Origin of the sequence: Streptomyces sp. A5-4 (assembly GCF_051131715.1) — a bacterium.
In the GTDB taxonomy this organism is placed as follows: Bacteria; Actinomycetota; Actinomycetes; order Streptomycetales; family Streptomycetaceae; genus Streptomyces.
The window spans coordinates 8,983,151-9,000,912 of the sequence record NZ_CP178591.1 but is presented as its reverse complement, the minus strand read 5'-3'; the positions used below and the strand labels follow the sequence as shown (position 1 = coordinate 9,000,912).

Below are 17,762 nucleotides of genomic sequence, written 5' to 3'. Positions count from 1 at the left end.
TGTCAAAACTTCTGACAGCAACACCGGTTTCCTGGTCCGTTCCTACTCGGACCCACAACTCTTCCGGCGGTCGGAGGGCCTGCAGCCCATCCGGTACGTCAGGGATGCGTGGGCAGGGTGCGCAGTCGGGCGGCGACCTCGCCGATCTGGTCCAAGGTCTTCGCCCCGCGCATCTGGTCCATCAAGGCGCCGGCCTGGCGGGCGTCCACACCTCGCGCCAGCATGTACACGGCCCCGCCCCCTTGTCCGCCCCTCCCTGCCATCTGCAGTGCGGTCACGACCGCGGTGGGCTCGGTCCAGTCGTCGTTGCAGACCGTGGCGCTGGGCACCTGGATGGAGAGTGCCCACTGTCCGCCGGTCTGATCGGGAAAAGTCCCTTCCACACTGGCCAGGGAGGCGCGCGGGTGACGCTCGAGGAGTTCTTTCCTGGCCGCTGCGAGATCACGGTGCTCCCAGGCGGCGTAGAAGGCTTCGGTGTCGGGGTAGAGGGCCGGCGGGGCGTGCCAGAGGCTCAATCCGCCGTCCAGCCACAGGTCGTAGAGCGGATCGGCGGAGGCGTGGCGGGCGCGCCAGGCGGTGAAGGCGGGTGTGGTGGCGAGTTCGTCGAACAGGGCCCGTGCGCGCTGTGCGAGCTGGTCGAGTTCGATGGCGAGGTACCGCTCGCCGGCCTGCCCGATCCGCCGAACCCCGCCGACGCCGCCCCAGCACAGGTCCCTGCACCGCTGGTGCGCTTGGTCAAGCTCTTCGCGCGCGGCTTCCAACTCCCCCTCCTCCAGGCGGTCCGGGGCGGTGCGTGCCCTTTCCTGGGCGGCCTCCAGTCGGGCGCGGGCCGCGCTCTGCCGCTCGGCGGCCGTCAAGGCGCCGCGCAGCAGGGCGGCGCGCTCCGCGCACAGTGCGGCCTCGGCTCGCAGGCAGCACACCACGTGAGCCCAGGCCAGCGTGCCGAGCCGGGCCGGCTCGGGAGCCGAGCGCGCACGTCGGCGTCCCGGGCGTTCCTCCGTGTCGTGCCGGTCGTCGATCGCGCGGGCCAGCACCGCGTCGGCCTGACAGGCGCCGTAGCCAACCGGCTGGAGTTGATGAATCAGGTCCCGATAGCGCTCCTCGATCGCCGACTGCTTCTCGTGCTCCTCCCTCCAGGCCAGCTGGAGTCTGCCCGCCACCTGACGGGCATCCCGGGCCAGGTCTTGGATCGCGTAGAGGTGAAGGAGAGCCTCCGGCAGCAGTGGTCCGTTGTCGTCGTCGCCCGGCAGGCTGCCGTTGCGCGAGAGGAGTTCCGCCGGCAGGCGCATCTCGACGGCGCGTTCGTCCGGCGCGTACGGGGAGGCATCGGGAAGCTCGAGGTCGGCGATCCCGCGGCTTCGTGGTTCCCGCCGCAGCGCAGGAACGAGGCGGACGTCGGTGTGGCCCACGATGCGCTGCACCTCGGCAAGCGACGGTTCCCGCAGCCCGTTCTCGTACCGGTTCAACGCGGCCGGCGAGATGTCGGCCGCTTCGGCGAGCCGGGCCTGAGTCAGTCCCTCGGTCCGCGCCCGCGCCATCTTCAGCAGCAACGAGGCGGGCACCGTCACCGATGGATTCGGATAGCGCGCCACAACCAGACCTCCAGAGTCGGAACCAACCAGCCTAGCGAAATTACCATTTCGGTAATCGCCTTGGGAAGGGGCGGGAAGAGAGGGGCCAGGTCCGTCGCGCCGCACCGTACGGGTCGACTGCGCGACCCGGCCCGCCGACGTCATACATGGGTATGCTCATCTGTATGACTACTCGTATGCGCACCACGGTCACCCTGCCGGATGATCTCGTCGCCCATGCCCGCGCCGCCTCCGGTGGCAACCTGTCGGCCTACGTGGAGCGCGCGCTCAGGGCCCAGCAGCTGCGCGATGCGGCCCCCGCCGTACAAGCCTGGCGCGAGCAGGCCGCGAACGACACCGAAGAACTCGCCGACATCTTCGGTGAGGACGTCGCGTGACGCCGCTGGCCCGCGGCCAGGTCTGGCGCGTCCAGCTGGCCACCAAGAGCCGCACCGTGGTCATCGTCGAGTCCAACGCCGCCCTGGACGCCCTGCCCAGTACCGCCGTATGCATGATGATCGACGAAACCCAGGGCGCCCCGGACACCGTCGTCACCATCCCCCTCACCCACCCAGTGCGCGGCACCGCCGTCGCCGTCGACCTCACCGCCCTCACCGACAAGCGCCTGGCCTCCGGCGAGTTCCTCGGCGCTGTCGATTCCGAGACCATGGACCGCATCTCCGCAGCCCTGCGCGTCACACTGGACCTGACGTAGAACGCGGACAAAAGGGCCGGATCTCAGCGCGGGCGTCGGCTCATCCGCCCCTTCTGGCCTCCGGTCGGAGTGCTGATCGGCCATGTGCTGCAGATGCCCACACCTGAGCCTCACGCACGCTCCGCGCTACGGAAGTGTTCGATCAGACTGGCGGGCGCCGCGTGCCGCCGCCGCTTCCGTTAAGCGGGATCAGCGTCGCCAGATGGGCGCCCTTGACCCAGGAGCCGAGCAGGTCGCGGTGCAGGGCCACGATGTCCTGCCGCACTGCCAGGCCCAGGGCGGCCTTCGTGAACGCGCGGCAGGTGGTGACGAACAGGGCGACATCCGCGCCGTGTTCGAGGCGCGCGGTGCCGACGAACTTCTGCATGTCCTGCGAGGACACGCTGCGCTCGGGCGCGTACTTCTTGACCTGGACGACCAGTTTGCGGCCGTCGGCGAGGTAGCCGACGACGTCGGCGCCCAGGTCGCCGCTCTTGCCGCTGACGACGACCCGCGTGCAGCCGTCCCGCCGGCACAGCTCGGCGACGTAGCGCTCGAAGTCCTGCCAGGTCAGTGCGTCGACCTCGGCCATCGACAGTTCCCGCGCCTTCGCCTCCTCCTGCGCGCGCCACTGCCGGTCCCGGTCGACCGCGATCCGGTGCGCCCGCCACAGCCCCCACCCGGCCCCGCCCACAACAGCGATGGCGCCCGCCGCCACCAGGACGGGCCACACCATCGCCCAGTTGCCCGCCACCCACACCGCAGCGAGCACCGCCACCACCGCGCCCCAGCCCTGTAACTGCCTGCGAGTCCGCTTCCTCATGCGTCGGCGCCGTCGTCGTGCTGCCACCACTCCCCCACTCCCCACGCTCGTGATCCGCAGTGTGAAAGCCCTGATCGGCCCCGGCAAGAGGGCCTCGCCACCCGACGCGGGTGCGGTCGTACTCATCGGTCGAACCGGATCGGGTACGAGACGGTCGTCCGCGGCGCGGGCTTCGGGTTGTCCCAGCCCTCGAAGTGCACCGGGTAGGTGACCGTCGATCGCGGCCGGGGCGCCGGCCCCGAACTCCCGCCGCCGAACAGCGTCGCGTACGCGCCTCCGACCGGGAGTACCTCAGCAAAGACGGCGCAAACTGATCCCGCGTGCAGCAGTGCGACCCCGGGCCGGGTCGGCGCCGGACCAGATGATGACCGGCAGTAAAGCGATCCCATGGCCGGGTTCCGCAGGCGGCCTCTGCACGCCGTATCAACTCGGGTGATGCGGGTCGCCGAACTCCTGGTCGGTGAGCATCCCGAGCAGCCATCTTGAAGCACCCCGGAAAGCTAACAGAGAAAGCCCCTGACCTGCGAAAATGGCTCAGTTAGTTCGGTCAACAGGCGGTAGCGGCCGACGTGGATGCGCAGGACGTCGGTGCTGCCGAACGCGCCCTCGGGGCGCGGTTCCCCGCCTGCAGCCGGGCCAGTTCCTCGTCCCGGCTCTCCGCGCTCTGCTCTCCGCGGCTGTGACCGCGGCCCGCGTGTTCGTCGACCTGGCGCACCCAGCTCCGCAAGGCCTCGCCAGTCACCCCGACGTCCGCCGCGACCGCCGCGGAAGTACCCGGCGGCAAGGCCGGTGCCCTCGAACTCCCGACAGCCCACCGCCCGGCACGGCCTCCGACCTCACGTTTAGCTCAAGTATTCGATAAACAGTGAGTAAATCGATCATGGCGGAGGGTAAGATCGACATCAGGCCGGGAGGAAGTAGGGACCAAGCTTCTCGCTGCCCAGACCAACGGGGACTTACGGGGGGGGAACAGCCGCGGACCGCAGACGTGCGGGCCGCCGCGTGCCGTGCAATCGTACGAACACGACGCGCCTCCTCCTGTTGCTGCCCATAACGCACCAGGAAGGCAATCCAATGATGACGCTTCACTTCCGCAAGGCTGCCCAGGCAGTAGCCGTCGCGAGTCTCACGGTGACCGCCCTCGGTACCACCACGGCCGCGACCGCAGCGCCCACGGCGCCGGCCGCCGCGACTCAGAGCTGCCCGAGCAATGGGCACCTGCAGCGTGGATGGAGCTGCACGTCGCTGTCCAACGGCCAGCTCCACCACCGCAAAGGCACTAACCACGTAGCGAACACGTACTACGAGAAGACCAGTGGTGGTAAGACGAACGTCAAGCTCGGTATAAACGCCGGCGCGGGCAACAAGTACAAGGGATCCGTCTCGATCAAGTCCGGACAGACCAAGACGGGTAGCTGGAGTGTCGACTACTGCAAGGTCAGCCTCGGTTTGATGGTGTCGGGTGGCACCTACCAGACCCCGCCGACTCACTGCAACACCTGATCCACACCTAGTCCGTGCCGCTGCCCCCCACTCCGGGGGCAGCGGCACTCGGCACTTCCGCACCCCTTCCGAACGGGATATCAGCTTCGTGTTCTCCGCCATCTTCCAGGACCGTTTCGGCTTCCTCGCAGCCGCCACCGCAGCGGCCCTCGTGATCGCGTTCGGCGCCTACAAGGTCGCCCACCGCAAGGGGCAACGCCCTTACGCGTATGCCGGCCTCGCCGCCGTACTCACCTCCGAAGCGGCGGTCACCCTCTTCATGCCGGGCGGCGGTTACACCAGCCGGAACTGCGTCATCAACCACAATGTCGCCGAACCGTTCTCCACCACCCAAGGCCTCCTGAACCTCGCCATGTTCCTGCCCATCGGCTTCCTCGGGGTGGTGGCGCTGCGCGCTGTCGTGCCCGTGATCGCGGGGGCCGCGACTCTCTCGCTCCTCACGGAAATCGCCCAGACTCTGGTGCCCGGGATCGGCCGCGGCTGCGACTCCAGCGACTTCCTGATGAACAGTCTGGGAGGCGCACTCGGCGCGCTCGCAGCCTGGGCATATCTGCGAGCTTCCAAGCACAAGGTCGACCCTCGCGCCCACATGCGCACCACCACGATCGCCTGCGGCGGCGTTCTGGCTCTCGCTGCGATAGCAGGCGCCACATGGATCACTCCACAGCACCTCGATTCCACCAGCCTCCAGCTCGCCGGCAGCACCGAGAAGCAGGCGGCACAGAAGGCCATGGACAACGCTTTCGGCGCGCGCTACACCGTCGCTGACGTGCAGGTCCAGCCCCCATGGGAGAACTCCCCCGGCAGCCTCCTCATCGAGCTCGCCGACAAGAAGGGCAACGCGTCACTGACCTGGCCCGACGCCAGGGAACTGACCGTCTCCTTCGAGAACTCCGACAAGACGACCAGCGCCAGCTTCCCTGTACCGGGAGCGGACAAGAAGCCCGCGAACGCCGACGACGCCTACGCGATCGCTCAGACGTACGCCCGCCGCTACTTCCCCGCAGCCCTATCCAAATCGAAGCACTTCGCCGACCCGGTCGGCGACCAAGCCGAACTGGGATGGATGGTCAGCTGGCGACGTAAGAACGCCGACGGCGTCCTGATGCCCCTGCGCCTCGACGTGCAGATCAACACCGCAGGACGCATCTCCCAACTGCTCACCGCAAACGCAGAGGACCCCGAGGGACTGCCTAAACCCAGGATTTCCAAGGCGACAGCCGAGACCACCGCACTGAAGTCGATCACGGCAGAAGTGAAGGGCATCAAGCTGAAGGTCGCCAACAGCTCCCTCATGGCGGTGGAAATCTCCGGCGAATGGCGCCCGGAATGGTCGGTCACCTTTGAAGACCCGCAGGGCGAAACGTTCCTGACGGCAACCTACGTCGACGCTGTCACTGGAAAAGCAGAGAACCGCTGACCAGCCGAAGGGCGGCGTAATGTAGCCCAGGCAGCCGCCGCCCGCAAGGGCACCCACCCCGAGATCGCCGCCATGCTGCGCACGGTGATCCAGGAGTGGGACGAGCGGGACGCCCAGCGCAGCGGACCAGGCACCCCGCAGCCGACCACCGCCTGAGCGCGGTCGACTACCGGCGCCGGCGGCCACCGTTACCGCTGCGGTAGCGGAAGAGGATGTCCAGCCGCGCCTGGTGGGAGCCGGCGGGCAGGGTGCACTCGGCATCCGGCTTGGCGTGGCACACCGGGCAGGAGATCTTCATCAGCCGGTAGTGGGGCACCATGCTCGCGCTCCCCCGCTGAGTGCGCCGGTCCTCCGGCTCGCGGGCCTTCTTGGCCTTCGTCGCCGCCTCGCGTTCCCTCACGATCGGTTCGATCCGCTCGTCATGGCCGTGCTCACGCCGGACTGCGTTGCCGCCCGGCGCGCCCGGGTCGGTGCAGTCCTGGCCGGCCTTCGCGTCGCAGAGCGGGCAGTGGCGGCGGATCCAGAACCGGCGGGCGACCTTCTCGTGCAGGGGGACCGTCCGGCCCGTCGGATGCGGCTGGACCGGCCGCACCGGCTTCGAGGCGCACTCGCCGGGCAGGTGCCGCCACGCGTCGTAGGGGTGCCGTTAACGAACGGCGAACTAGGTGACAAGTAACCCGCCAGTAGCCTTCGCAACGAAGGCGCCTCTTCGCGTCGGGTGCAATTGGCGGCGGTTGGGACATCGGTACAGCCGTTGGCGCTGAGAAAGATCTTGTTCTTCTAGCACACGGGCTCGCGATTGTGGGGCCTTGTCCTGGCCTTCGGTAGCGGGGCGCGGTCTGCGGCTATGGTCTCCGGGGTCTTGTATTCATATGAGAGGAACCGCGCGATGGCTGAGCGGATCTGGCACCCCATCAGCAAGCTGGCTTTCTTCCGTGAGCACACCCAGAGGTGGCTGGCTGACGTACAGGCCAACGCCGACACGCTCGAAGAGGCCCGCTCGAAGCCAGAGGGTCCTCAGCGACGCGGACGTGCCCCACATCAAGAAGGTGTACACCGAGCAGGCCGGCGACCTGGTGCTGTTCGAGGACCAGGCCGACAAGTGGGCTGAGCTGCCCGGTCTGACGTTGCAGCAGCGCGAGGGCCTCGCTGACCTGAACACGAACCTGGGCGATCTGCGCCTGCTCAACAAGCAGGTCCTCGACCTGGTCGAGGACCTGTCCAAGGCCACCATCGACAGGGTGATGGCGGCCTCGGACGTGGAGCTGGGCCTGGCGGTGCTGCTCGGCGAACGCGGGGGCAGGCCCTGAGCGGCCGAACTTCCGGGCGCTGACCAGCGGGGTTATGGGGTTACGCCGTCACTTCTGCTTCCTCGGCTTCGGCGAGGGCGCGGTAGAGGGAGGCGACGGAGGGGTGCTTGCCCGCGTTCTTGCCGGTCTTGATGGTGAGCTTCTTGGCGATCTCGGGGACCGGGGTGCCCTTGTCCTTCAGCGCGCGGGCGAAGAGGAGCGTGTCATCGTCGATGACCTTCGGCCGTCCGCCGTGGTTGCCCTTGGCGGCGGCGGTGACTTGCCCTTCGAGGGTCTTCTCGCGGATGTAGTTGCGGTCGAGCTGGGCGGCGACCGCGCACACGGCGAAGAGCATGGAGCCCATGCCGTTGGGGTCGTAGACGCCGGTGAGCGGGCCGGTGAGGAGTTCGAGCTGGATGTCGCGGGCCTGGAGGGTCGCGGACAGGACCATGAGCTCGGCGGCGTTGCGGGCCAGGCGCTTCATCTCGTGGACGGTGAGGATCACCGTCTGCTCTGGCGCGGTCTCCTTGATGTCGCCTGCGAGCTTGAGAGCCTTCTCCAGCTCGGGGCGGACCTTGATGCGGGTGCTGATCTTCTCGGAGAAGATGCGCTTGCACTCGGCGCGCTCCAGGGCGTCGAGCTGGCTCTGGAGTTCTTGCGTGGCGACGGAGCATCTCGCGTACCCGATCCGGATCGGCTTGCCCGCGCTCGGCGCCGGGGCCGCCTCGATGGGCGGGCCCTGCGTCCAGGGCCGGCCGGGGCCGCGGTCAGCGGGCACGGCGATCTGAAGTTCTTCGCGGAGCGCGGGCACGAGGATGAAGCGGGCGGTGTGGTACTTGATGGCGGTCTTGCCCGCCCGGGTGCGGCACGGACTCCCGGCGGGTGCTTCACACTTCGGGCAGTCGTGGCGTTCTACCGCATTGGCGGATTGATCGGGCGTCAGCTCCATGCGATCAGTCTCTCAGAAGTGCTTCTCAGAACGCCTAGGTTTTGAGAGGTCTTCTGCGAGCGATCTCCAGGGCAAACCGGACACGATCCGGGGGCTTGCAGAACCTCGCGCATCTGGCCATTTGTGAGAATGACACTGCGTTACAGCGGCTACGGACAGACACGATGCGCGTCGCGGGCAACTTCGCATGAGACTCGGCCGGACGTCCGCGCCGCCGTCGTACGGTGGTGCGATGTTCTCCAGCTATCACCGAACGAAGGGCGGCGCCGCACTGCTCGGCGTCCGGGCGGCCGGCGAGGTCGGCCCCTTCGGACCGTACGGAGCGATGGGCGACGCTGGAGGCATGGAGATCGAGATCCTGGTCGTGCCCGACTGCCCGAACGGGCGGCCCGCGGCTGAGCGGTTGCGGCTGGTGCTGGACTGCACCGGGCGGGGTAACACCGGTCTCGCCATCCGCGTCGTCGCCGACCAGGCCGAGGCCGAGCGGCTCGGCTTCACCGGCTCACCAACCATCCTCTTCGACGGGCGCGATCCGTTCGCCGAGCCCGGCCGCGTACCCGGGCTCACCTGCCGGGTGTACCGGACTCCGGGCGGCCTCGCGGGCGTTCCCACCCTGGACCAGCTTCGGCAGGCTCTCCGGGCCGCCGCGCGGTAGAGCCGGGGCGGGGACCGTCACAGCCTTTGCCTTCCCGCCCCGGAGATCAGTTCGACGGCTGACGCTACAGCTGCCGTCGCGGGACCTGTGCAGTGGCGTCTACTCGTCTGCGGCCTCGGTGTCTGGGGCTTCGGTCACCCACTGCTGTGCGGCAGCCAGGGTCGGCGCGGTGCCCGTCATCTCGTAGGCGAAGCCGTTCCACACGATCAGGGCCCGTGCCTCGTCGGGCTGTACGTGGCTGCCGCCGCCGTGCAGCGGCCGGTGCTTGCGCCAGATGTCCATCGGCGGGCGTCGCCGCTTGGTGTACGCGGAGAGCGGGTCGTCGGCAGCGACCGGCGGCACCGCGCGGGACGGCTGGTTGGGTGGTCCGGGACGGGAGTGCTTGCCCATGCCTCGATGGTCTCAGGCGGCGATCGTGGTCGGCCGGGCGGCGGCGAGATCCCGCGCCCGCGTGCGTACGTCGTCGACCGCGGTGGTCTCGTACGGGCGAGCGGCGTCCAGCAGCGAGTTGAGCCGGGAGGCCACGAGGGTGGAGTCGACGCGGGCGGCGTCGTCGAGCGCCTGGTGGGCCGCGGCGGCGCCCCGCTCTGCTTCGCCCTCGTCGAACAGGGCGGCGGCCAGGCCGACGCGGTCCATGACCTTCACCCGGTCGAACCCGGGCTTGCGCAGGGCGAGCGCGTCCTCGAAGTGGAGGCTCGCGGCCCGTCGAGGGCCGCCGAGTCCGGCGAGGTCGCGGGCGGAGACAGCGCGGGCGCCGGCGTGCTCGGCGGCGTCGAAGTAGCCCACCCACTCGGGGACGTCGTCGCCGAGCCCGTCCGCCAGGAGCTCGTCGGCGGCGCCGAGGTGCCTGTCTGCCTGGTGCTCGTCGCCAAGGGCCGCGTGCACCCGGCCGGTCTGCGAGGCGACCAGCGCCCGGGTCGCGGGCATCTTCGCCTTCTGCGCGGCGACGCCGAGGAGACCGAGGGCGTCGGCCGGATGGCCGAGGTAGATCATCTGGTGCGACATGCGGGTGACGATCTCCACCCCGCGATCCCGCTGCCCGGCCTCACCCGCGGCATAAATCCCGTAACTCCAGAACCGTTGTGCCACGGGGTATCGGCCTGCGTCGTGGCTGACCCACCCGGCCAGGGCCGCCAGGTCGGCGGTCGCCGCGAAGACCCGGGTCTTCAGGCTCGGCGAGACGCCGTCCTGGATGCGGCGGGCGACCTCGGCGAGCTGGGCGACGATCGCCGAGCGGTACAGGCCGCCGCCCTTGGAGGCGTCGGCCGTGGTGAAGAAGGCGGTCACCTCTTCCAGTGCGGTGACGGTGTCCGCGTCGAAGCCCTTCGCCCGGGTGTTCAGGGCTTGGGCGGTGCCGCCGAGCATCCGCTCGGCGGCGAGGATCAGCGGGGCGCCGAGGGCGAGCTTGAGGGTGTCGCGGCGGTTCATGAACAGGTCCATCTGCGTCCATCCGGCCAGGGCCTGGGCGGCTGCCTCGGTCAGCAGCGGGAGCTGGATGCTATCCAGCTCCGGACCGGCGGCTGTCAGGCCGAGATCACCGGGAGTGAGCGGCTGCCCGACGACGTCGGAGAGGACTTCCGCGAGCAGGGCGGGTACCGGCGGACGGGGCTTCTCGCCGTCGATCCAGCGGCGAACACGGGTCGCGTCGGGTGCGATCTGGCGGTGACCTCGGGCTTTGCCCGCAGCGGCGATGCGCCGGGCGATCTCTCCGTGGGACAGGCCCGTCGCCGCGATCCACAGCTCCAGGTGTGCATTGCCGGACCTGCTGGCCATCGCTGCCTCGCCTTCTCTGCCCGCATATACGGAGCGTGGCATTTTCGCCACGCTTCGCGACCTCTACGGTACTGGTCAGGGTGGGTGCGGGGCACCGATTCTTCTCAGGCGGCAGTCGCTCGGCTGACGTTCGGTACAGGGGAAGGGATTTCGCATGACGACGCTTGCACCCCAGGTTCCGTGGGCGATGCGGCTGGTCACCGACCGGCTGCCGGTCGGCCCGCCGCCGTACGCGGCGGTGGCGCTGGATGCGTCCACGCAGACGGCCCGCTACACCGACACCGCTGGCCAGGTCGTCGCGATGGGTAAACACGGTACGTCGAAGACGACCGGCACCGCGTCGATGTCCGGGGGCGGCGACGGGAACAACCCGCAGCCGCAGACCCAGGACGACAACACCACCGACTACGAGTCGGACTGACCGATGGCCTCCACCGTCCTGGTCGTCACCGCGCTGGAGGACTTCACCGCGGACAAGGTGATCGCCGCGCTGAACGAGCGTGACGTGCCCGTCGTACGCCTCGACCCCGCGGACATCGGGCCTGGCCTGGCCTTCGGGTTCCGTGTCGGCGAGGACAGTCCGGCGTGGGGCGGGCGGCTGCGTACCGGCAGCCGGGAGGTGGAGCTGGGGGAGGTGGCGGCGGTGTACTACCGCCGCCCCACCCCTTACACCGCCCGATTCGGGCATCTGCCGCCCCAGCAGCGGGACTTCTGCGTCGCCGAAGCCCGGCACGGGCTCGGCGGTGTCCTGAACCACCTGCACGGCGCGGCGTACGTGAACCATCCCGCCGCCGTGACCGCTGCGGACTTCAAGGCCGCCCAGCTCCAGCGCTTCGCCGAGCTCGGCCTGACGATCCCCCCGACTCTGGTCACCAACGACATTGAGGCCGTGCACAAGTTCGCCGCCGAGCACGAGCACATCATCTACAAGCCCTTCCGCGGCCTGCCGGCGGGCGAGGACGGGCACGCGGGGGCGATCTGGGCCCAGCGTGTGAACCCCGACAGTTTCGACGACTCCCTCGCGGTGACCGCGCACCTCTTCCAGGCCGAGATCCCCAAGACCGGCGACGTACGGGTCACCGTGGTCGGGCAGAAGGTGTTCGCCCAGCAGATCGCCGCCCCGGACGGTGCGCTGGACTGGCGCCGCGGGGACTGGGACGAGTTGATCCACGCCCCCATCACCGTCCCGGCCCCCGTCGAGGCCGCACTGCACAGCTACCTGGCCTCGTTCAGCCTGGTCTTCGGCTGCTTCGACTTCGCCCTGACCGGCGACGGCGACGATCCCGGGCACTGGACCGCGATCGAGTGCAACCCGAACGGACAGTGGGGCTGGCTCCCGGACGCCGAGCAGATCACCGAGGCGTTCGCCGACATCTTGAGCAGAAATGGAGGCGGCAGGCCATGACCATGCCCGCCGACTGTGAGACCGACGCCGCAGCGCTGCGCGCAACGATGGCGAAGACCCTCGCCAAGGACGTCGTCCTTGGCGATCCGGCCTGGCGGGCGGCCATCGAGGCGGTGCCCCGGCACCGGTTCGTGCCCGGCTTCTACCTCCCCGCCGAGGAGCGCGGCAGATCGGTTGCGCCGGGTGCCCAGGCGCCGTCAGGAGCGCGCTTGGGCAGGAGCGCCGCCAGGTTCGTCAGGAGGTCATCCATGGCCTTATGTATCTCGGCGTCGTCGGGCCTGGTGTAGTCGCCCGCCCCGAGGTGCTCTTGGCGCTTCACTTTCTGGCCCCTGTGACGCTCGTTGAGCCAGGCCGGTGGATGGCCTTGCCCATCAGTAGGCGATCACACAAAGCGCGAGTAGCCAGGTAGTCGTTGATCTGCGCGCGGTCGCTCGTCGGCTCGAACGGATCCAGCCCCAACACGACGGCGACCGGCCCGCCGTTCAAGACGAACTGCGACCAGGCGGGCGCGGGAACGGGCACGCGGAGGACTAACCCTGACCCAGGCAGGCACAGACGAATGTCGGCGTCGTGGGCGACGAGACGGGTGCCGATGTCCGGCATCTGCGCACTGGGTGCAGCGAGACCGAGGTCGGCGGCCAGCCCCCGCATTTGTGCTTCGAGGTGCTCCTGCGGATCGCTGGGGCAGCTGCTGGGGGGATGGGTCAAGAGGAGAAATGCGACATGGCCGCTGGTGGTGTCGTCGATCCACTGCAGAGCCGAGATCGCCGTCAGCAGATCGGAAGTGGGCTTGGTCAGAGGTGATTCCGGAGTGGTCAGCACTGGCTGCTCCCCTGCTGCTTCGCTGCGGGCTGGGTCTGGAGTTCGGTCCATACCGACTTGCCGCCGGCGCGCGGCTCCACCCCCCACCTCTCTGAGAGTTGTTCCACCAAGAAGAGTCCGCGGCCTTGCTCGTCGAGGCGGCTCCGGTGCTTCATAACCGGAAGGCGTTCGGAGCGGTCGTGCACCTCGATGCGTACGGCCTGGTGCCCACTCAGGTGTGTGAGGCACAGCAGGAAATGGGCATCTGCCGTTGCGCTCGCATGGCAGAGCGCGTTTGTTGCCAACTCCGAGATACATAAGAGCAGTTCGTCGAGACGGTCAGTGATTTCCCAGCGGGAGAGGACATTGGACGCGAAGGTGCGTGCCTGCTGCACGGCGCACGGATCGGCGGCGAAGGACCGGGCTGCAGTCCGCACGAAGGCCGGGCAGACCAGACCGAGGTCAGACGGGAGTATGGAAGAGGGCGCTTCGTAGACGGCCTGGATGTCCTCGGTGATGTGCTGCATCGGCCCCTCCCGGATCAGATCGTTCCAGCGACCAGGCAACCGCCAAAGGGGCTCCAGCGGTACCGTGAGAGGGGGTGTTGAAAGGTGTTACTTCCCCATCCCGCGCGTGAAGGGCGAGATCGCAACGTGAAGACGACGCCGAACAGCAAGTTGGCGCACTGGCTCCGACGGTCCGGATTGAGCCGCACGGAGTTGGCCCGTCGTGTCCGCGCCGCAGGTCAGGCATGGGGACAGCCTCATATCTCTACGGATGCTTCCAGTGTTCGCCGATGGCTGGAAGGGGACATTCCGCGCTCTCCTGTGCCGGAGATCTTGGCCGACACCTTCTCTGCGGTAGTCGGCTACCGGGTCACCACGTACGACCTTGGCCTCGGTGATAGCCAGACTGTGGACAACTCCCTCGTCTACAGCAGTTCGTTCGCCACTACGGTGGCATCTGTTTCTGACCTGGGGAGAGCTGACGTGGATCGAAGGAAATTTCTTGCCGCCGCACCGTTCGCTGCCGTCGCGGCAGTGGGGCCATCCCGCGACTGGCTGTTGAACACCTTGGATCAAGAGCCTGAGCCAGGCCCGCGCGTACGTCTCGAAGACGTCTCCAAGGTCAAGAACATGTTCGGCACCTTCCAGGACATGGACGTCTTGCAGGGCGGTGGATCCGGCAGGCTCGCGCTCGCCATGTACATGAACGTGCACGTCTATCCGCTGCTGCGCCGAACCCATACTGACGAAGTGCGCCGCGCCTTGTGTGAAGCCGCTGCCGAGCAGACCTACCTCTTGGGGTGGATGGCATATGACAGCGGTGAGCACGGCGTAGCCCAGCGATACCTCGTGCAGTCTCTGCGACTGGCGGAGGAATCACGCAATGCGGCTCTGGGCGCACACGTCCTTGCTGGCATGGCCGACCAGGCAACCCTGCTCGGCAACCCCACAGAAGGGCGCCGACTGGCGCAGGCTGGTCGAGCCGGCCTCTCCAAAGAGACGTCGCACGCGTGCATGGCGGACCTGTGGTGCTTGGAAGCGAGGGCGCTGGCCAAGGTAGGGGACAAGCGCGCCGCCGCGCACGCTGTGGCCAAATCCGAAGACGCCTTCAGTCGTGTCCGGCCCGAAGAAGAGCAGGAATGGGCTGAGTTCATCGACCACGCGTACCTCAACGGAGAGCATGCCAACACCTTCCGGGACCTCGGTGAAGCGGATCAAGCCGAGGCGCACGCCCGAGAATCCATCGCCCACGCGCAGCGGCAGAAGCGCGCACGCCGCGGCGCGATGTCGCAGGCTGCTCTCGCAGTGTCCTACCTCCAGCGCAAGGAACTGGAAGGCGCCTACAAGGCCGGACTGCGGACGCTCACCCTTGCCGGACAGGTGCGAAGCTCTCGCGCAGTCGAGGCGGTACAGGACCTCCAGCGGCGCATGCGCCCCTTCGGAGACCACAGGCTGGTCGCTGACTTCAACGAACGAGCGCGAGAGCTCACTGCAGCCTGATCTCTGCGCTCACAGGCCGTTGCCAGCATCCGGATGCTGGCAACGGCTTTTCGCGTTCTTGCCCAGGCTTCTCTAGTAGGGCAGCCCAGGGCTTCCGCTCCCCCCGGCGGCCTTGCACCAGTACCGTGAAGGCATGCCCAAGGAGATTCGGATCGAAGTCACGGATGAGGTCTACGACCAGCTGCAGCGGCTCGCAGCCGTTGACCATGTAGAGGCGGACCAGTACGCCGCGCAGCTGCTCACCGCTGATCTCCAGCACGCGCGTTTCCGCGAGTCGGCCGCGGCCTTTGCCGAGCAGTTCGGTCCGGCCTTCGCGGAGCGCTTCGGCGGCGCGGCCGGCACGACCCGCGCCGCCTGATGGCCGGAGTCCTCCAGATCGACGACCGGTGGTTGCTCGATCTCGCGCAGAATTATGTCCCTGGTGATCCTGACGTGCTCGACTACGGGGCACTCCGGGCTGCCGCTGCGCGTCATTGCCACGACGTCATGGGAACGCTGGTGTACGCAGAGGCTCGTCACCGGGCCGCAGCGCTCCTTCATTCCCTGGCTCGTGTTCCTGCCCTGGAGCACAGCAACGCGTTCTTCTCGGCTCAGGTCGCCTACTCCTACCTGCAGGCCAGTGGTCTGCAGGTGACGGTCAGCGTGGAGGAGGCGGTGGGCCTGGTCGCGAGCGTGGTCGAGGGAGCTCTGGACGTGCGGCAGATCGCGACTGCTCTGAAGACGTGGACTGCTTCGTGACACCGGTGCGGCTCTGAGCCGGGGGGGAGATAGAGGTCATGGTTGTGGAGGACAGCTCGATGGGGCACCCGGTGGCGGCTGCGGTGAAGGGTCACGCGCGGCGGCGCGCGCAGTGGGGTGCCGAGACAGCCATCAGGGCTGTGGTGTCTGACCCTGGAGTACGCCGCCTGGCGGAGGAGATCGGTCGGGAAGAGGCACGCCTCGGTCTGGAGTTGCGGCCCCGCTTTCAGGCACTCCAAGATCAGCGGGACCGGGCGGTACGGGACCTGGATCATGATGTTCTCAGCAAGACCTGTGCGGGGAAGCACGGCCGGTGGGGGCGTATCTGTGTCCTGGTGGCGGGGCACGATGCGACTGAAGTGCACTGGGGGATCACAGCCGAGGGGCAGCCCGTCGCATGGGTCGGCAGTGCCCCGGATGACGACTGAGCAACGGAAATGCGAAGGGGGGCGGCCATCGGGTCGCCCCCCTTCGCCATGCTCGGCTGCGGTTGCTCAACCTCCGGTCCTGCCCACAACCTTTCGCGCCGTCTTGTTGGCGTCGGCCAGGAGCTGGGCAGTCTGGTCCGGCGCTGCTTCGTGTGCCTGCTTGATCTTTGCGGGTGCCAGAGCGCGGTGTGCCGCCTCCAGCTGGCTGACAGCTGCGCGCAGACTGTCGAGCGCGGTTGATCCGCTGCCCACCTGGTGGCTGTCACTCTGTGGCGCGGATTCGGTGGTCTGGCTCTGGCGGGTGGCGATCTCACGGGCTAGGGCAGTGAGCTCTTCTTCGGTGAGCTTGTCCTCAGCCTTGCGCGGCAGCTTGCTGACGATGCCGCGCAGCTCCTTGACCGGTACTTTCTTGCCGGTGGCGTCCTCGATGGTCTCGATGACCGCGACGGACATTTCCGCGCCGTAGTCCTTGGTGACCTTGTTCAGGGCGCCGGCCGTTTTCTTGTCGATTGGAGGAGTGTCTGCACGTGCAGACACATCGTTCGAATCGTCTTCGAACACTTTGTCTGCGCGTGCAGACATAAGCTCACCGACGACGTACGCGGTCATTTCCTCGTACGCAGTCGCCCTCGACTTATCCATGGTGTCTTTGACCCAGGCCTCGAAGGACGTGTGCGTTTTGCGGTAGAGGCGCCGGGAGTTCATGTTGGCCATCGACTTGCCCAGCACCCACCACGCAGTTCTGAACTCGTCGACCCCTCGCATGCAGAGGTTGTAGAGGTCCTCTTCCTCGGCGGAGAGAGGGCCCGTGGCGTCGGTCTCCTTAGGCTCGGGAAGATCCGCCAGGCGCAGGGCTGCCCGTGGGCGGCCCTGCGCGATGACTACCGGCTCGGGAACTGCGGCGAGATTTTCCGGGCCGGCAGCCTGCTCGGGCACCCCGCCGGGGCCCCCTTCGTCCAGGTCGTCGTCGTCAAGGTCAGCAATGCTGTTGCGGGGAGTCATGGAAGCAGCCCCCTGTCCTTCATTTCGGTGACTAGTTCGTCCAGGTGCGTTCCGGCGCCCTTGACCGGAAAAGGCATCGCCTGTGAGTACTGCTGGATGAAGGGGACTGTGGTGGTGAAGACGTTCCACTTCCTTTTGGCGAACCAGGTGCGGGCCTCGGGCACGGCCTTGCTATTCGTCTGGGGCGGCACACGGTTGAGCAGTACCCAGGTCTCGGGTGGCTTGGAGTCCACGCGCAACGGTGCGACGTCGTCGATGATCTTCCGCATCGGCAGGTCTCGGATGCGGTGAAGGTCGGCGGTCGACGGCGAGCTGTTGACGATTGCGAGGTCCGCGCAGCGCAGCACGGAAGAGGTGACGTCCTGATGGTCTTCGGCGTGGCCGCAGTCGACCATGCCGTAGTGCCCCTCGGGGACCAGGGCCGGCATCTTCATGTGGAAGACCCCCGTTGCGGCGCCGACGACCGTGAACGGGAAGTTCGCCTTCTCGTCCCACTGCTGGAACTGGCGCGAGTGGTCGGCGTCGAAACCGATCATCGGGTAGCCGCGCTCGTGCATGGCATGGGCCAGGAACGCCGCGTTGGTGGTCTTGCCCATGGTCCTGGGGCTTACGTGCGCGATGAGCATGCGGCGAGCGTACCGACGACCGACTTCTTCCCTGCGTCGCTGGTCGGATTTGGTGCGGAAACTCGTCGTGGTCAATCCC

Annotated in this window: 21 protein-coding genes and 1 pseudogene; 12 read left to right on the top strand and 10 right to left on the bottom strand. The window is 68.0% G+C overall.

The genetic code is table 11. The annotated features are described in order from the left end of the window. Positions 1–98: 98 nt before the first annotated feature. On the bottom strand, positions 99–1,568 hold the full coding sequence (locus tag ACLLJJ_RS42180) for a helix-turn-helix domain-containing protein (RefSeq protein ID WP_434600120.1): 1,470 nt from the start codon (positions 1,566–1,568) through the stop codon (positions 99–101). Between the two features lie 188 nt (positions 1,569–1,756). Between ACLLJJ_RS42180 and ACLLJJ_RS42175 the strand changes: the two genes are divergently transcribed. Continuing rightward, positions 1,757–1,969 (top strand): type II toxin-antitoxin system CcdA family antitoxin, encoded by a 213-nt coding sequence (locus ACLLJJ_RS42175; RefSeq protein ID WP_434600119.1) that lies wholly within the window; start codon positions 1,757–1,759, stop codon positions 1,967–1,969. Further along, positions 1,966–2,286 (top strand): type II toxin-antitoxin system PemK/MazF family toxin, encoded by a 321-nt coding sequence (locus ACLLJJ_RS42170; protein WP_434600118.1) that lies wholly within the window; start codon positions 1,966–1,968, stop codon positions 2,284–2,286. Before ACLLJJ_RS42175 ends, ACLLJJ_RS42170 begins: the two co-directional genes overlap by 4 nt. Positions 2,287–2,428: 142 nt before the next feature. Here the strand turns inward: ACLLJJ_RS42170 and ACLLJJ_RS42165 are convergent, their stop codons facing one another. Then, positions 2,429–3,088, bottom strand: coding sequence for a restriction endonuclease (locus tag ACLLJJ_RS42165; RefSeq protein ID WP_434600117.1), 660 nt, complete (start codon positions 3,086–3,088; stop codon positions 2,429–2,431). Positions 3,089–4,162: 1,074 nt separating this feature from the next. On the opposite strand from ACLLJJ_RS42165, the gene ACLLJJ_RS42160 reads away from it, so the two are divergent. Beyond that, entirely contained in the window at positions 4,163–4,591 is a 429-nt protein-coding gene (locus ACLLJJ_RS42160; protein ID WP_434600116.1) for a hypothetical protein, read from the top strand. Positions 4,592–4,679: 88 nt separating this feature from the next. Next, positions 4,680–6,011 carry a VanZ family protein gene (locus ACLLJJ_RS42155; RefSeq protein ID WP_434600115.1) on the top strand — a complete coding sequence of 444 codons (1,332 nt, stop codon included), beginning with the start codon at positions 4,680–4,682 and terminating at the stop codon, positions 6,009–6,011. A 166-nt stretch (positions 6,012–6,177) separates the two neighbouring features. Here ACLLJJ_RS42155 and ACLLJJ_RS42150 read toward each other — a convergent pair whose 3' ends face one another. Beyond that, positions 6,178–6,603, bottom strand: coding sequence for a hypothetical protein (locus ACLLJJ_RS42150; RefSeq protein ID WP_434600114.1), 426 nt, complete (start codon positions 6,601–6,603; stop codon positions 6,178–6,180). A 439-nt stretch (positions 6,604–7,042) separates the two neighbouring features. Between ACLLJJ_RS42150 and ACLLJJ_RS42145 the strand changes: the two genes are divergently transcribed. Beyond that, entirely contained in the window at positions 7,043–7,321 is a 279-nt protein-coding gene (locus ACLLJJ_RS42145; RefSeq protein WP_434600113.1) for a hypothetical protein, read from the top strand. Between the two features lie 40 nt (positions 7,322–7,361). Here ACLLJJ_RS42145 and ACLLJJ_RS42140 read toward each other — a convergent pair whose 3' ends face one another. After that, on the bottom strand, positions 7,362–8,249 hold the full coding sequence (locus tag ACLLJJ_RS42140) for a recombinase family protein (protein WP_434600112.1): 888 nt from the start codon (positions 8,247–8,249) through the stop codon (positions 7,362–7,364). A gap of 232 nt (positions 8,250–8,481) precedes the next feature. On the opposite strand from ACLLJJ_RS42140, the gene ACLLJJ_RS42135 reads away from it, so the two are divergent. Next, a complete protein-coding gene (locus tag ACLLJJ_RS42135; RefSeq protein WP_434600111.1) occupies positions 8,482–8,904 on the top strand; it encodes a hypothetical protein in 423 nt (140 codons plus the stop codon). Positions 8,905–9,003: 99 nt separating this feature from the next. Here ACLLJJ_RS42135 and ACLLJJ_RS42130 read toward each other — a convergent pair whose 3' ends face one another. Both ACLLJJ_RS42130 and ACLLJJ_RS42125 read right to left on the bottom strand, forming a co-directional pair. Continuing rightward, on the bottom strand, positions 9,004–9,294 hold the full coding sequence (locus tag ACLLJJ_RS42130) for a DUF6087 family protein (RefSeq protein ID WP_434600110.1): 291 nt from the start codon (positions 9,292–9,294) through the stop codon (positions 9,004–9,006). Positions 9,295–9,306: 12 nt separating this feature from the next. Continuing rightward, complete coding sequence (locus tag ACLLJJ_RS42125; RefSeq protein ID WP_434600109.1) at positions 9,307–10,677, bottom strand: Tat pathway signal protein; 1,371 nt, start codon at positions 10,675–10,677, stop codon at positions 9,307–9,309. A gap of 154 nt (positions 10,678–10,831) precedes the next feature. Here ACLLJJ_RS42125 and ACLLJJ_RS42120 point away from each other — a divergent pair, with 154 nt between their 5' ends. The 3 genes and pseudogenes from ACLLJJ_RS42120 to ACLLJJ_RS42110 all read left to right on the top strand — a co-directional run. Further along, the gene (locus ACLLJJ_RS42120; RefSeq protein WP_434600108.1) at positions 10,832–11,098 is read left to right on the top strand and encodes a putative ATP-grasp-modified RiPP; all 267 of its coding nucleotides are present in this window, start codon (positions 10,832–10,834) and stop codon (positions 11,096–11,098) included. Between the two features lie 3 nt (positions 11,099–11,101). Then, positions 11,102–12,082, top strand: a complete 981-nt coding sequence (tgmB, locus tag ACLLJJ_RS42115) for an ATP-grasp ribosomal peptide maturase (protein ID WP_434600107.1) — start codon at positions 11,102–11,104, stop codon at positions 12,080–12,082. Next, a pseudogene (locus ACLLJJ_RS42110) lies at positions 12,079–12,246 on the top strand (ATP-grasp peptide maturase system methyltransferase); the annotation flags it as partial. The gene tgmB and the pseudogene ACLLJJ_RS42110, both read left to right, overlap by 4 nt. 151 nt (positions 12,247–12,397) lie before the next feature. Here ACLLJJ_RS42110 and ACLLJJ_RS42105 read toward each other — a convergent pair. Then, a complete protein-coding gene (locus ACLLJJ_RS42105; RefSeq protein WP_434600106.1) occupies positions 12,398–12,904 on the bottom strand; it encodes a hypothetical protein in 507 nt (168 codons plus the stop codon). After that, complete coding sequence (locus tag ACLLJJ_RS42100) at positions 12,898–13,410, bottom strand: ATP-binding protein (protein WP_434600105.1); 513 nt, start codon at positions 13,408–13,410, stop codon at positions 12,898–12,900. The genes ACLLJJ_RS42105 and ACLLJJ_RS42100 overlap by 7 nt, the downstream gene beginning before the upstream one ends. A gap of 126 nt (positions 13,411–13,536) precedes the next feature. On the opposite strand from ACLLJJ_RS42100, the gene ACLLJJ_RS42095 reads away from it, so the two are divergent. From ACLLJJ_RS42095 to ACLLJJ_RS42085, 3 genes are all read left to right on the top strand, one after another. Further along, entirely contained in the window at positions 13,537–14,889 is a 1,353-nt protein-coding gene (locus ACLLJJ_RS42095; protein WP_434600104.1) for a transcriptional regulator, read from the top strand. 133 nt (positions 14,890–15,022) lie between these two features. Further along, entirely contained in the window at positions 15,023–15,247 is a 225-nt protein-coding gene (locus tag ACLLJJ_RS42090) for a hypothetical protein (protein WP_434600103.1), read from the top strand. Continuing rightward, positions 15,247–15,627: a fic family toxin-antitoxin system, toxin component gene (locus ACLLJJ_RS42085; RefSeq protein WP_434600102.1), complete on the top strand. Its 381-nt coding sequence runs from the start codon at positions 15,247–15,249 to the stop codon at positions 15,625–15,627. The genes ACLLJJ_RS42090 and ACLLJJ_RS42085 overlap by 1 nt, the downstream gene beginning before the upstream one ends. A gap of 494 nt (positions 15,628–16,121) precedes the next feature. Here ACLLJJ_RS42085 and ACLLJJ_RS42080 read toward each other — a convergent pair whose 3' ends face one another. Both ACLLJJ_RS42080 and ACLLJJ_RS42075 read right to left on the bottom strand, forming a co-directional pair. Further along, positions 16,122–17,057, bottom strand: coding sequence for a hypothetical protein (locus ACLLJJ_RS42080; RefSeq protein WP_434600101.1), 936 nt, complete (start codon positions 17,055–17,057; stop codon positions 16,122–16,124). Next, entirely contained in the window at positions 17,054–17,683 is a 630-nt protein-coding gene (locus tag ACLLJJ_RS42075) for a ParA family protein (RefSeq protein WP_434600100.1), read from the bottom strand. The genes ACLLJJ_RS42080 and ACLLJJ_RS42075 overlap by 4 nt, the downstream gene beginning before the upstream one ends. Positions 17,684–17,762 lie beyond the last annotated feature (79 nt).

What these genes read in the sequence shown, in the direction of transcription:
- ACLLJJ_RS42130 (WP_434600110.1), bottom strand. Translation starts at nt 9,294, where the DNA reads ATGGGCAAGCACTCCCGTCCCGGACCACCCAACCAGCCGTCCCGCGCG.
- ACLLJJ_RS42085 (WP_434600102.1), top strand. Translation starts at nt 15,247, where the DNA reads ATGGCCGGAGTCCTCCAGATCGACGACCGGTGGTTGCTCGATCTCGCG.
- tgmB (WP_434600107.1), top strand. Translation starts at nt 11,102, where the DNA reads ATGGCCTCCACCGTCCTGGTCGTCACCGCGCTGGAGGACTTCACCGCG.
- ACLLJJ_RS42140 (WP_434600112.1), bottom strand. Translation starts at nt 8,249, where the DNA reads ATGGAGCTGACGCCCGATCAATCCGCCAATGCGGTAGAACGCCACGAC.
- ACLLJJ_RS42075 (WP_434600100.1), bottom strand. Translation starts at nt 17,683, where the DNA reads ATGCTCATCGCGCACGTAAGCCCCAGGACCATGGGCAAGACCACCAAC.
- ACLLJJ_RS42080 (WP_434600101.1), bottom strand. Translation starts at nt 17,057, where the DNA reads ATGACTCCCCGCAACAGCATTGCTGACCTTGACGACGACGACCTGGAC.
- ACLLJJ_RS42175 (WP_434600119.1), top strand. Translation starts at nt 1,757, where the DNA reads ATGACTACTCGTATGCGCACCACGGTCACCCTGCCGGATGATCTCGTC.
- ACLLJJ_RS42125 (WP_434600109.1), bottom strand. Translation starts at nt 10,677, where the DNA reads ATGGCCAGCAGGTCCGGCAATGCACACCTGGAGCTGTGGATCGCGGCG.
- ACLLJJ_RS42135 (WP_434600111.1), top strand. Translation starts at nt 8,482, where the DNA reads ATGTTCTCCAGCTATCACCGAACGAAGGGCGGCGCCGCACTGCTCGGC.
- ACLLJJ_RS42090 (WP_434600103.1), top strand. Translation starts at nt 15,023, where the DNA reads ATGCCCAAGGAGATTCGGATCGAAGTCACGGATGAGGTCTACGACCAG.
- ACLLJJ_RS42100 (WP_434600105.1), bottom strand. Translation starts at nt 13,410, where the DNA reads ATGCAGCACATCACCGAGGACATCCAGGCCGTCTACGAAGCGCCCTCT.
- ACLLJJ_RS42160 (WP_434600116.1), top strand. Translation starts at nt 4,163, where the DNA reads ATGATGACGCTTCACTTCCGCAAGGCTGCCCAGGCAGTAGCCGTCGCG.
- ACLLJJ_RS42165 (WP_434600117.1), bottom strand. Translation starts at nt 3,088, where the DNA reads ATGAGGAAGCGGACTCGCAGGCAGTTACAGGGCTGGGGCGCGGTGGTG.
- ACLLJJ_RS42120 (WP_434600108.1), top strand. Translation starts at nt 10,832, where the DNA reads ATGACGACGCTTGCACCCCAGGTTCCGTGGGCGATGCGGCTGGTCACC.